11 protein-coding genes and 1 tRNA gene are annotated in these 11,710 nt (G+C 73.7%); 11 read left to right on the plus strand and 1 reads right to left on the minus strand.

From position 1 onward, the window contains the following. Window positions 1-280: 280 nt before the first annotated feature. From ACFYW1_RS23295 to ACFYW1_RS23345, 11 genes are all read left to right on the plus strand, one after another. Window positions 281-1,399 carry an inositol-3-phosphate synthase gene (locus tag ACFYW1_RS23295; protein ID WP_388996319.1) on the plus strand — a complete coding sequence of 373 codons (1,119 nt, stop codon included), beginning with the start codon at window positions 281-283 and terminating at the stop codon, window positions 1,397-1,399. Further along, entirely contained in the window at window positions 1,396-2,472 is a 1,077-nt protein-coding gene (locus ACFYW1_RS23300) for an SCO3242 family prenyltransferase (protein ID WP_388996322.1), read from the plus strand. Before ACFYW1_RS23295 ends, ACFYW1_RS23300 begins: the two co-directional genes overlap by 4 nt. Further along, window positions 2,469-3,326, plus strand: a complete 858-nt coding sequence (locus ACFYW1_RS23305) for a sugar phosphate isomerase/epimerase family protein (protein WP_388996325.1) — start codon at window positions 2,469-2,471, stop codon at window positions 3,324-3,326. Before ACFYW1_RS23300 ends, ACFYW1_RS23305 begins: the two co-directional genes overlap by 4 nt. Window positions 3,327-3,348: 22 nt before the next feature. After that, on the plus strand, window positions 3,349-4,011 hold the full coding sequence (locus tag ACFYW1_RS23310) for an EboA domain-containing protein (RefSeq protein WP_388996328.1): 663 nt from the start codon (window positions 3,349-3,351) through the stop codon (window positions 4,009-4,011). Next, complete coding sequence (locus ACFYW1_RS23315; RefSeq protein WP_388996331.1) at window positions 4,011-4,859, plus strand: TatD family hydrolase; 849 nt, start codon at window positions 4,011-4,013, stop codon at window positions 4,857-4,859. Before ACFYW1_RS23310 ends, ACFYW1_RS23315 begins: the two co-directional genes overlap by 1 nt. Window positions 4,860-4,863: 4 nt before the next feature. Continuing rightward, window positions 4,864-6,039, plus strand: coding sequence for a metabolite traffic protein EboE (eboE, locus tag ACFYW1_RS23320; RefSeq protein ID WP_388996333.1), 1,176 nt, complete (start codon window positions 4,864-4,866; stop codon window positions 6,037-6,039). Then, a complete protein-coding gene (locus ACFYW1_RS23325) occupies window positions 6,036-7,472 on the plus strand; it encodes an alkaline phosphatase family protein (protein ID WP_388996336.1) in 1,437 nt (478 codons plus the stop codon). Before eboE ends, ACFYW1_RS23325 begins: the two co-directional genes overlap by 4 nt. Window positions 7,473-7,561: 89 nt before the next feature. Beyond that, window positions 7,562-8,617, plus strand: coding sequence for a sugar phosphate isomerase/epimerase family protein (locus ACFYW1_RS23330; protein ID WP_388996339.1), 1,056 nt, complete (start codon window positions 7,562-7,564; stop codon window positions 8,615-8,617). 277 nt (window positions 8,618-8,894) lie between these two features. Continuing rightward, window positions 8,895-8,982 (plus strand) — tRNA-Leu (locus tag ACFYW1_RS23335). Window positions 8,983-9,204: 222 nt separating this feature from the next. Then, a complete protein-coding gene (locus ACFYW1_RS23340) occupies window positions 9,205-10,152 on the plus strand; it encodes a RimK family alpha-L-glutamate ligase (protein WP_388996342.1) in 948 nt (315 codons plus the stop codon). A 35-nt stretch (window positions 10,153-10,187) separates the two neighbouring features. Next, window positions 10,188-10,979, plus strand: coding sequence for a RimK family alpha-L-glutamate ligase (locus ACFYW1_RS23345; protein WP_388996345.1), 792 nt, complete (start codon window positions 10,188-10,190; stop codon window positions 10,977-10,979). 146 nt (window positions 10,980-11,125) lie between these two features. On the opposite strand, the gene ACFYW1_RS23350 is transcribed toward ACFYW1_RS23345, so the two are convergent. Further along, window positions 11,126-11,620 (minus strand): hypothetical protein, encoded by a 495-nt coding sequence (locus tag ACFYW1_RS23350; RefSeq protein ID WP_388996348.1) that lies wholly within the window; start codon window positions 11,618-11,620, stop codon window positions 11,126-11,128. Between the last annotated feature and the right edge of the window lie 90 nt (window positions 11,621-11,710).

An 11,710-nucleotide genomic window follows, 5' to 3' on the forward strand; every position in this document is an offset into this window, starting at 1 on the left:
CGCCGTGGGTGTCCTGCTGCTCCTGCGCCGCGGGGTCTGCCCCGGCGGCGCCGCCGCGCCGCGCGGGGGCCCCCCCCGCGGGCGGCCCCCCCCCCCCCCCCCCCCCCCCCCCCCCCCCCGCCCCGGTGCCCGCTTTCCGAAGCACAACACCCGACCGCCCGCTCCCCGACGCACGGCGCGCGCCCCGTTCCCGATGTGCAACGCCGCCGCAGTGCCGCCACGAGCCGTCGCGGCGGCACCCGCTCTGCCCAGCCAGCACCACCAGCCAGGGAGGCAGCCCGTGTCAGCACCCGCCCCACGCACCGGAGTCTGGTTCATCGGAGCGCGCGGCTCCGTCGCCACCACCGCCATCGCGGGATGCGCGGCGCTCGCGGCAGGGCTCCGGCCGGCGACGGGCATGGTCACCGAGACCCCGCCGTTCGCCGACAGCGGGCTGCCCGCCCTGGCCTCGCTCGTCTTCGGCGGACACGACACGGCCGACTGCCCGCTCCCCAAACGCGCCGAGGCCCTGGTCGCCGGGGGAGTGCTGCCGCACGGCCTGCCCTCGGCGATCGGCCGCGAACTCACCATCGCCGACGCGGAGATACGGCCCGGCGGACCGCTCCCGGACGACACCCGCGACGACGAGGAACTCATCGATGCGTTCGCCGCCGACCTCACCGACTTCGGCCACCGCAACGGGCTGACCAGGACCGTCGTGATCAACGTCGCCTCCACGGAGCCCGCCCCCGGCCCCGGGGGACGGCGGCTCCCCGCCAGCTCGCTCTACGCCGCCGCCGCGCTCCGGGCCGGCTGCCCCCACGTCAACTTCACCCCCTCCACCGGACTGCGCGCCCCCGCCCTCCGGGACGCCGTCGCGGCCTGCGGACTTCCTCACGCGGGCCGCGACGGCAAGACCGGCCAGACACTGCTCCGCTCCGTGCTCGCCCCGATGTTCACGCAACGGGCCCTGCCCGTCCGGGCCTGGTCGGGCACCAACCTGCTGGGCGGCGGGGACGGGGCGGCGCTGGCCGACCCCGGCGCGGCGGCGGCCAAGAACGCGGGCAAGGAACGCGTGCTCGCCGACACCCTGGGCACCACCCCCGAGGGCCGGGTCCACATCGACGACGTACCGGCCCTCGGAGACTGGAAGACCGCCTGGGACCACATCGCGTTCGACGGGTTCCTCGGCACGCGCATGGTGCTCCAGACGACCTGGCAGGGCTGCGACTCCGCACTGGCCGCACCCCTCGTCCTGGACCTGGCCCGGCTGGTGGCCCGCGCCCACGAACGCGGCCTGACCGGGCCGCTGCCCCAGCTCGGCTTCTACTTCAAGGACCCGGACGGCGGCCCGGCCGCCCTCTTCGAACAGTACGAGGCGCTGCTCGCCTTCGCCGGGACGCTGCGGGGCGAACGGTGAAGGCCCGCGCCTGGGCGGAACTCCTGCGGGTGTCCGCGCTGTTCACCGTCCCCGGCGACGCGCTCGCCGGAGCCGCCACGACCGGCGGCCGCCCCGACCGCGGCACCGCGCTCGCGGTCGGCGCCTCCCTCTGCCTGTACGAGGCGGGCATGGCGCTCAACGACTGGGCCGACCGGGACGAGGACGCCGTGGACCGCCCGCACCGGCCGATCCCGTCGGGCCGGATCGCACCCGGCGCGGCCCTCGCGGCGGCGGGAGCGCTGACGGCCGCCGGACTGGGGCTCGCCGGGTGCGCGGGCCGCCGGCCGCTCACGGCCGCCACCGCACTGGCGGCGACCGTCTGGGCGTACGACCTCCGGCTGAAGCACACCCCGGCGGGCCCGGCGGCGATGGCGGCGGCCCGGAGCCTGGACCTGCTGCTCGGAGCCACCGCGACAGGAACGGCACGCCGGGACCCCGGACCTCATCGGCGCTTCGGACCCCACCGGGACCCCGGACCCCACCGGGACCCCGGGGCGACCGCCCGTCGTGCGATCGGGGCGGCCGCCGTGCTGGGGGCGCACACCTACGCCGTGACCGCCGTCTCCCGGCACGAGGCACGGGGCGGATCCACCGCCGCACCCCTGGCCGCGCTCGCGGCCGTCGCCGCACTGGGCGCCGCGACCGCACGCGGACAGTGCCGGACACGGGGCGTCACCGCCGTACCCGAATCCGGGCAGCGCCCCCTCACCACCACGGTCCGCCCCCGTCCCCGCGCATCCCGCCCGGCCCCCGCCGCACCCCGCGTCACACCCACCGCTCCCACCGCGCCCCGCCGTCTCCCCACCGCCTCCCGGGTCCTTCCCGCCGTGCTCGGCGCCGCCTACGTCCGTACCGCCGCGGGCCCCCTCGTCCACGCCGCCCTCAACCCGTCGCCCCCGCTCACCCAACGCGCCGTGGGCGGCGGCATCCGGGCGATGATCCCGCTCCAGGCCGCCCTCGCCGCCCGCTCCGGGGCCGTCGGCGCGGCCGTCGCCGTCATGGGACTCGTGCCCCTCGCCCGCGCCCTCGCCCGGAAGGTGAGCCCCACATGACGATCCGCCTCGGCTACGGCACCAACGGACTCACCGACCTCCGCCTGGACGACGCCCTCGGGCTGCTCGCCGACCTCGGCTACGACGGGGTCGGCCTGACCCTCGACCACATGCACCTCGACCCCCTCGCCCCGGGCCTCGCCGCCCGCACCCGGCACGTGGCGGCCGGGCTCCGACGGCGAGGACTCGGCGTCACCGTCGAGACCGGGGCCCGCTACGTCCTCGATCCGCGCCGCAAGCACGGCCCGTCCCTCCTCGACCCGGACCCGGAGGCCCGCGCCGCCCGCACCCGGCTGCTGGTCCGAGCCGTGGACATCGCCGCCGACCTCGGCGCCCACGCCGTGCACTGCTTCAGCGGCGTCACCCCGCCGGACACCGCGCCGGACACCGCGTGGCAGCGGCTCCACGACTCCCTCGCCCCGGTCCTGGAGGCCGCCGACCGGACCGGCGTGCCACTGGCGATCGAACCCGAGCCCGGACACCTCCTCGCGAACCTCGCCGACTTCCACCACCTGCGCGTCCTCAGCGGCGACCCGCCACCGCTCGGCCTCACCCTCGACATCGGCCACTGCCAATGCCTGGAACCCGCCCCGCCCGCCGACTGCGTCCGCGCCGCCGCCCCCTGGCTGCGGCACGTCCAGATCGAGGACATGCGCCGGGGCGTCCATGAACACCTCCCCTTCGGCGAGGGCGAGATCGACTTCCCGCCCGTGCTCGAAGCGCTCGACAGCCTCTCGGACACCGGTTACCGCGGTCTCACCGTCGTCGAACTGCCCCGGCACTCCCACGCCGGACCCGAACTCGCCGCCACCTCCCTCGAATTCCTCCGCACACACGGTCCGTCGAGCCGCTGAACCGGCCGAAGGGAGCAACACCATGCCGACGACCCGGAACACCACCCCGCTGCTCACCCGCGAGGAACTCGACGCACGACTGGGCGGAGCCGCCCGCGCCTGGCTCGACGAGGCGCTCGCCGAGGCCGAACACTGCGCCGCGCACGACGGAACCCCCCGGCCGGACCACTCGTACGCCGTACCGCCCTGGGAGCTGCGGTACGCCGCGGCCGGCCGCCGGTGCGGACCCGAACACGCCGACTCCGTACGCGCGTTGCTGCTCGTGGAAGCCCGCGCCGCGCTGCCCGCCGTCACCAGGCTCTACGAGCAGGGCACCGCCGCCGAACGACGCGCCGTCCTGCTCACCCTGCACCGACTGGACCTCGGCCCCACCGCCCTTCCGCTCGTCGAGGACGCCCTGCGCACCAACGACACCCGGCTGATCGCCGCGGCCGTCGGGCCGTATGCCGCCACCCATCTCGACCCGCACAACTGGCGTCACGCCGTTCTCAAATGCCTCTTCACCGGGGTGCCGGTCGACGCCGTGGACGGGCTGGCACGACGCTCGCGCGGAGACGCCGAACTGGCCCGCATGCTGGGCGACTTCGCGGCGGAACGCAACGCGGCCGGGCGCGGCGTTCCCGACGGTCTCACCCGCGTCCTCGACCTCACCGCCCCCGGCACCGCCCCCACGGAGGAGTCCTGATGCGCATCTTCGACCCCCACATCCACATGACCTCCCGCACCACGGACGACTACCGGGCGATGTACGAAGCGGGCGTCCGCGCACTGGTGGAACCCTCCTTCTGGCTCGGCCAGCCCCGCACCTCGCCCGCCAGCTTCTTCGACTACTTCGACGCCCTGCTCGGCTGGGAGCCCTTCCGGGCCGCCCAGTACGGCATCGCCCACCACTGCACGCTCGCCCTCAACCCCAAGGAGGCCAACGACCCCCGCTGCACCCCCGTCCTGGACGCCCTGCCCCGATATCTCGTCAAGGACTCCGTCGTCGCCGTCGGCGAGATCGGCTACGACTCCATGACCCCGGCCGAGGACACCGCCCTCGCCGCCCAGCTCCAGCTCGCCGCCGACCACGACCTGCCCGCCCTCGTGCACACCCCGCACCGCGACAAGCTCGCCGGACTGCACCGCACCCTCGACGTCATCCGCGAATCCCACCTCTCCCCGGAACTGGTCCTGCTCGACCACCTCAACGAGACGACCGTGAAGGACGCCCTGGACAGCGGCTGCTGGGCCGGTTTCTCCATCTACCCCGACACCAAGATGGACGAGGACCGCATGATCGCGCTCCTCAAGGCCCACGGAACCGAGAAGATCCTCGTCAACTCGGCCGCCGACTGGGGCAGGAGCGACCCGCTCAAGACCCGCAGGGTGGGTGACGCGATGCTCGCCGCGGGCTTCGGCGAGGACGAGGTCGACCGGGTGCTCTGGCAAAACCCCGTCGCCTTCTACGGACGCAGCGGCCGGCTCCAGCTCGACGTCGCCGCGCCGCGGCCCCTCCACGAGGGCAACTCGATCCTGCGCGGCGGGGAGTGAGGCGATGCGCTTCCGCCACCCCGACGGCTCCACCGTCCACCTCGCGTACTGCACCAACGTCCACCCCGCCGAGACGCTCGACGGCGTCCGCGCCCAACTGCGCGACCACTGCGAACCGGTCCGCAGACGCCTCGGCCGCGACCGGCTCGGCATCGGCCTCTGGCTCGCCCGGGACGCGGCCCGCGCCCTCGTCGACGACCCGGTCGCACTGCGGGCCCTGCGCGCCGAACTGGACCACCGCGGCCTGGAGGTCGTCACCCTCAACGGCTTTCCGTACCAGGGATTCGGCGCCGACGAGGTCAAATACCGGGTGTACAAGCCGGACTGGACGGATCCGGAACGGCTCGCCCACACCACCGACCTCGCCCGGCTCCTGACCGGCCTGCTCCCCGACGACGTCACCGAAGGAACCATCTCCACCCTCCCGATCGCCTGGCGCACCCCCTTCGACACGCTCCCCGGAGCAGCCGGTGTCGCACACACCGCCCTCGCCGCACTGGGTGAACGCCTCGACGCCCTCGCCGAACTCACCGGCAAATCCATCCGCATCGGCCTCGAACCCGAACCCGGCTGCACCGTCGAGACCACCACCGACGCCCTCACCCCCCTCACCGCCGTCGGACACCCCCGCATCGGCGTCTGCCTCGACACCTGCCACCTGGCCACCTCCTTCGAGGACCCCGAAACCGCCGTCGACGCACTCGGCGCCGCGGGCGTCCCGATCGTCAAGACCCAGCTCTCCGCAGCCCTGCACGCCGAACACCCCCACCTGCCCGAGGTGCGCACCGCCCTCGCCGCCTTCGCCGAACCCCGCTTCCTGCACCAGACCCGCACCGTCACCGCCGAGGGGCTGCGCGGCACCGACGACCTCGGCGAGGCCGTCACCGGCCGGGCCCTGCCGGACACCGCGCCCTGGCGCGCCCACTTCCACGTCCCCCTGCACACACCTCCCGCACCACCGCTCACCTCCACCCTTCCCGTCCTGCGATCCGCACTGACCCGTCTCGTGGGCGGCGTCCGGCCGCTCACCGGACACCTGGAGGTCGAGACGTACACCTGGCAGGCGCTCCCGGCCGCGCAGCGCCCCCGCACCCGCGCCCAGCTCGCCGACGGCATCGCCGCCGAGCTCACCCTCGCCCGCGACCTCCTGGTCGACCTCGGCCTCAAGGAGCTCCCATGAACCCGGCCGAACCGGCCACCACCCCCCTGCCCATCACCTCGCCCTCACCCGGCTCCCCGGCACCCACTCCTCTCCTGGTCATCGACGTCGTCGGCCTGACCCCGCGGCTCCTCGACCACATGCCCCGCCTCAAGGCCCTGGGCCGGTCCGGTACCGGCGCCCCGCTCGGCACCGTCCTCCCCGCCGTCACCTGCGCGGCCCAGTCCACCTTCCTCACCGGCACCACCCCCGCGGAACACGGCATCGTCGGCAACGGCTGGTACTTCCGCGAACTCGGCGACGTACTGCTCTGGCGCCAGCACAACGGACTGGTCGCCGGGGACAAACTCTGGGACGCCGCCCGCCGCGCCCACCCCGGCTACACCGTCGCCAACATCTGCTGGTGGTACGCCATGGGCGCCGACACCGACTACACCGTCACCCCGCGACCCGTCTACTACGCCGACGGCCGCAAGGAACCCGACTGCTACACCCGTCCGCCGGCCCTGCACGACGAACTCACCGGGAAATTCGGCACGTTCCCCCTCTTCCACTTCTGGGGCCCCGGCGCCGACCTCGTCTCCTCGCAGTGGATCATCGACGCCACCCGCCACGTCCTCGACACCCGCCGCCCCGATCTGGCCCTGTGCTACCTCCCGCACCTCGACTACGACCTCCAGCGGTACGGCCCCGACGATCCCCGCTCCCACCGGGCCGCGGCCGAACTCGACCGCGCCATGGCCCCCCTCCTCGACGACGCGCACGACGAGGGCCGCACCGTCGTCGTCCTCTCCGAATACGGCATCACCCGGGTCGACCGGCCCGTGGACATCAACCGGGCCCTGCGCCGCGCCGGCCTCCTGGAGGTCCACACCCAGGACGGCATGGAGTACCTCGACCCGATGGCCTCCCGCGCCTTCGCCGTCGCCGACCACCAGATCGCCCACGTCTACGTACGCCGCCCCGAGGACCTCGAAGCCGCCCGCGAAGCCCTCCGGGACCTGCCGGGCATCGAGCGGCTCCTCGACGACGAGGGCAAGAAGGCCCACGGCCTGGACCACCCGCGCTCGGGCGAACTGGTCGCCGTCGCGGACCCGGACGCCTGGTTCACGTACTACTACTGGCTCGACGACGACCGCGCCCCCGACTTCGCGCAGCTCGTCGAGATCCACCGCAAACCCGGCTACGACCCCGTCGAACTCTTCCTGGACCCCCAGGACCCCTACGTACGGGTCAAGGCGGCCCTGGCCGTCGCCCGCAAGAAGCTCGGCATGCGCTACCGCATGGCGGTCGTGCCCCTGGACCCGTCACCTGTTCGCGGCAGCCACGGCCGCCTGCCCACGAGCGACGAAGAAGGTCCGCTCATCCTGTGCTCCACCCCCCACGCGTTCACCGGCCCCGTCAAGGCCACCGAAGTGAAGTCCCTGCTCCTCGGGCTCGCCGGACTGCGCTGAGCGCGATCCCCCGATCCGATCCGACACCGGCCCCCTCCGGGCCGATCCGACTGCACTGACAACGTCGCACGCCCAGAAGGAGTTCCACCATGAGCCGCCGAACCCCCGTCGATGCCGAACTCGCCCACAGACTGAGCAGGCGCTCCGTGCTCGGCGTCGCCGCCGGCGCGACCGCCGCCGCCCTCCTCGGCGCCGCGGCCCCGACCGCCTCCGCCCAGGACGAGCCCCGGGACAAGTTCCGGGGCAGGCCCCAGGGCGACCCGCTGCTGCCGCCCGGCCGCCTCGGCATCCAGCTCTACACCCTGCGCGACAAGGTCGCGGCCCTCGGCTTCGACAAGGTCTTCGCCGAACTGGAGGCGTACGGCTACGACGAGGTCGAGTACGCCGGCTACACCCAGGGATCGGCCGGTGCCATCACTCCCGCCCAGCTCCGGCGGCTCACCCGCGACCACGGCCTGCGCGGCATAGGCAGCCACGTCGGCTACTACGACGACAACAACGCGAACGCCTACACCTTCGCGCAGAACCTCACCAAGGTCCTCGACGACGCCCAGACCCTCGGCCTCAAGCACATCGGCACCGCCTCCGGCCCGTTCCGCTACGGCTCGACGGTCGACGCGTGGAAGCGCGCCGCCGCCGACTTCAACGCCTACGGCGCCGCGGCCAAGGAGCGCGGCATGAAGTTCTACCAGCACAACCACGCCGAGGAATTCTCCTTCGCCACCGACCGCCCGGACGTCCGCCTCTACGACGTCCTGCTCGCCGAGACCGACCCCGACCTGGTCTTCCTGGAGATGGACATCTACTGGGCCCACGTCGGCCGGTTCCGGTTCGGCAAGCGGGCCGACGGCACGCCCGACACCTTCGACCCGCTGGAGTACGTGCTCCGGCAGCCCGACCGGTACCCGCTCTTCCACGTCAAGGACGGCGAGCACGACGCCGCGGCCCGTGACGGCTACCGCATGGTGGACGTCGGGGACGGCGACATCGACTACAAGGGATTCCTGAGCGCCGTCACCAGGACCCACGGCGGCCGCCGTGACCACCACTGGCAGGTGGAGCACGACCGGCCGATCGTCGACTCCTTCACCACGGCCCGCCGCTCCGCCGCCCACCTGCACTCCCTGCGCCGGAAGGGCTGCTGACCCCGCGCACCCGACGACTCCTCCCCGCCGCTCCCGCCCGGGCGGGGAGGAGCCGCGGCCGTATGCGCGACGGCACGGACCGTGGCGGGCCGCCACGGCGAATCGCACCGTTCGTGACGGCTCGGCCACGTACAGTGTGCGATACCGGGGGACGCCGGGAAAACAGGCCGTCCGCATTCATCGCACCGCACTGACCACCGGAAACGCGGGTGAGAGCCACCCTGAACCCCTGGTATTGTTTTCCATGTCGCCGCGGGAAACCGGGGCCGACCACCTGGTCCGGGTGGCGGAATGGCAGACGCGCTAGCTTGAGGTGCTAGTGCCCTTTATCGGGCGTGGGGGTTCAAGTCCCCCCTCGGACACCAGCAGGACCCCAGTTCAACTGGGGTCCTTTTGCTTTTCCCGGGACACCGGCCCCGCGTTCCCGGGACGTGCGCGCGGTGTTCGACGTGGCGTCAGCAGCCCCCGGCCGTCGCGGCTTTGGCGTGAGGGTGACGTAGCGTTGCCCTTTTGGTGGTGCTCGGCAGAGCACCGCGGAGCGTCGTTGCGCGTCCTCATCACCCGTGAGGGCGCCGAGGGGTGTTGGGATGAAGCTCTGCTTCCTCGTCGAGGAGCTGTACCGGAATGACGGCATGCCGCTCGATGTGGCCCGGCGATTGTCGTCGTGGGGGCACCAGGTGGACGTGATGCGGCCGGGCGGTTCGCTGTTGCGGGTCTCGGAGGAGGTCCGGGCGGGCACCCACGACGCCTGGGTGCTCAAGACCGTGTCCGGCGGCCCGGGGCTGGCCCTGCTGGAGGCCGCGGCGGCCGTGGGGCTGACCACGGTGAACGACGCGCGGTCGATCCGCGCGGTGCGTGACAAGGTCCTCACCTCGGTCATCGCGCGGCAGCACGGGCTGCCGGTTCCGGTGACCTACTCGGCGCCGCGGGCCGCCATGTTCGCGGACGTTCCCGACGAGCTGTTCCCCCTGGTGGTCAAACCCGCCGACGGCAGCTCGGGGCGCGGGGTGCGGCTGGTGACGGACCCCGGGGGACTGGCCGGGGCGGAGCAGGAGGGCGAGGGTCAGCTGATCGCGCAGCCCTATGTGCCCAACCCCGGTACGGACCTGAAGGTCTACTGCCTCGCGGGTGAGTTCCACGCGACCCTGCGGCGTTCCCCGATCCACCCGGACGGACCGGCCGACGAGGGCCCGGTTCCGCTGTCCGCCGAGGTGGCCGCGGCGGCGGAGGAGGTGGGGAAGGTCTTCGGGCTCGACCTGTACGGCATCGACGTGGTGCTCGGACCCGACGGCCCCGTGATCGTCGACATCAACGACTTCCCGAGCTTCCGGCGGGTGCCCGACGCGGTGACCCGGGTGGCCGGAGCCGTCCTCGACCTGGCCAGGAACGGCGGCGTCGCCAGGACGGGCAGGCCCGCCCGGGCCCCGCAGGTTCCCGTCCAGCCGCAGATTTCCCTCGTACGACCCCGCCCGCAGATCTCTCCGGCTGCCGGGGCGGGCCTGCCGGTGGCCGTGCCGGGAGCCGTCCAGATATGAGGGTGTGCCTGCTGACCGACAAGCCGGATCACCCGATGCTCGCAGCCACCGCCTCCGTACTGGTCCGGGAGGGGCACCGGGTGACGTTCCTGGACCCGGACTCCGGGGACGGGCCCGCGCCGGACCGGGCCGCTTCGGACGACCTCGCCGACACCTATCTCCTCAAGGCCCGCACCCCCGGGGCGCTGGCCCTGGCCCGTTCTCTGGAAGAGCGTGGTGCCCGGGTGGTGAACTCCGCCGCCGCGACGGAGCTGTGCCAGGACCGGAGCCGGCTCGCCGAGGTGGCCGAGGGGGCGGGGCTGCCGATGCCTCGTACCAGGACCCTGGACGCGCTGTCCGAAGTCCTTTCCGGAACGGAGTGGCCCGGGGGCGGCTGTCCGCTGATGGTCAAGAGCCGGCACAGTCGGCGTGCCGACCTGGTGGCCCGTGCGGACGGCCCGGCCGAACTGCGGGAGCTTGCCGCCCGGTGGCCCGACGAGCCGGTCGTCCTGCAGGAGTTCGTCGCGAACAGCGGCTGGGACCACAAGGTGTGGGTGATTGCGGGGAGGGTGTTCACGGCGGTGCGTCCCGCGCCGGTGGGGGCCCCGCCGGACGGCGCCCGGCCCACGCCGCTGGTCGGTGAACTGCCCCGGGCCTGGGCCGGGACGGCCCTCCGGGCGGGGGAGGCGTTCGGTCTGGACGTCTACGGGGTCGACCTGCTGGACCGCGAGGGCGAGCCCGTCGTCGTCGACATCAACGCCTTCCCGGGCATCCGCGGCCCCCAGGACGCCCCCGCCGCCCTGGCCGCCCTGGCGGTGGGACGCCCCCCGACCGGTACTCGCGCCTGAGGATTCGGGCCTCCCGGCCGGCCGGTTCGTGCCGGAGCCGGTGGACCCGCGCTTGAGCGGTGGGGGCCGGGATCGCGGGCCGGGCGTCGCCTCCGGTGGAAAATCGCCGGAGGCGACGCCCGGTCGGCGTCGTGGAGGCGCGGGGATCAGTGGAAGTTCAGGGAGGCGGAGCCGGCCGCGGCGGAGATCGACCCCGGGCAGAGGAAGCTGCCCGAGCTCTTCGACGCGGTGAACGCCTTGTTCTGGTAGGCGCGGGTGGAGCCGTCGCGGGTCCACCCGACGTTCGTGGCCCGGTAGCTGCAGGTGACGATGGACTGCTTCACCGTGATGTCGATGAGGTCCGACGTCGCGATTCCCGCCGCGTCGTCGAAGGTGAGTTTCGGGCTGTTGTTGAGGGTGGCGCTCGCGCCGCCGCTGCAGCTCACGCTGCTGTTGATGGTGGCGCGGTCGATGGTCAGGGTGGTGGGCGGGTTCGCGGTGGCGGTGGCGTTGGCCCAGGTACAGGTGCTGCCCGCGGCGGAGATGCTGCCGTCGACCTGCTGAGAGGCCGCGGGGCCCAGGGCGCTCGCCGCGGTGGACGCTCCCGCGACGACCGCGACGGCCAGGGCGGCGACGCATGAGATTTTCGGTGTGAGCCTCATGTCACTCCTTCGTGCCGCGCCCTTGTGGGGGGACGAGCGGGTGCCTCGTCCGCGTGCGCGGCGGGGGTACGGACGGGCGTGTGTCATGGA

The sequence above is a fragment of the Streptomyces sp. NPDC002669 genome, assembly GCF_042889165.1.
In the GTDB taxonomy this organism is placed as follows: Bacteria; Actinomycetota; Actinomycetes; order Streptomycetales; family Streptomycetaceae; genus Streptomyces.

Coding starts and splice junctions, on each gene's coding strand:
- ACFYW1_RS23305 (WP_388996325.1), top strand. CDS start 2,469: ATGACGATCCGCCTCGGCTACGGCACCAACGGACTCACCGACCTCCGC.
- ACFYW1_RS23310 (WP_388996328.1), top strand. CDS start 3,349: ATGCCGACGACCCGGAACACCACCCCGCTGCTCACCCGCGAGGAACTC.
- ACFYW1_RS23315 (WP_388996331.1), top strand. CDS start 4,011: ATGCGCATCTTCGACCCCCACATCCACATGACCTCCCGCACCACGGAC.
- eboE (WP_388996333.1), top strand. CDS start 4,864: ATGCGCTTCCGCCACCCCGACGGCTCCACCGTCCACCTCGCGTACTGC.
- ACFYW1_RS23325 (WP_388996336.1), top strand. CDS start 6,036: ATGAACCCGGCCGAACCGGCCACCACCCCCCTGCCCATCACCTCGCCC.
- ACFYW1_RS23330 (WP_388996339.1), top strand. CDS start 7,562: ATGAGCCGCCGAACCCCCGTCGATGCCGAACTCGCCCACAGACTGAGC.
- ACFYW1_RS23340 (WP_388996342.1), top strand. CDS start 9,205: ATGAAGCTCTGCTTCCTCGTCGAGGAGCTGTACCGGAATGACGGCATG.
- ACFYW1_RS23345 (WP_388996345.1), top strand. CDS start 10,188: ATGCTCGCAGCCACCGCCTCCGTACTGGTCCGGGAGGGGCACCGGGTG.
- ACFYW1_RS23350 (WP_388996348.1), bottom strand. CDS start 11,620: ATGAGGCTCACACCGAAAATCTCATGCGTCGCCGCCCTGGCCGTCGCG.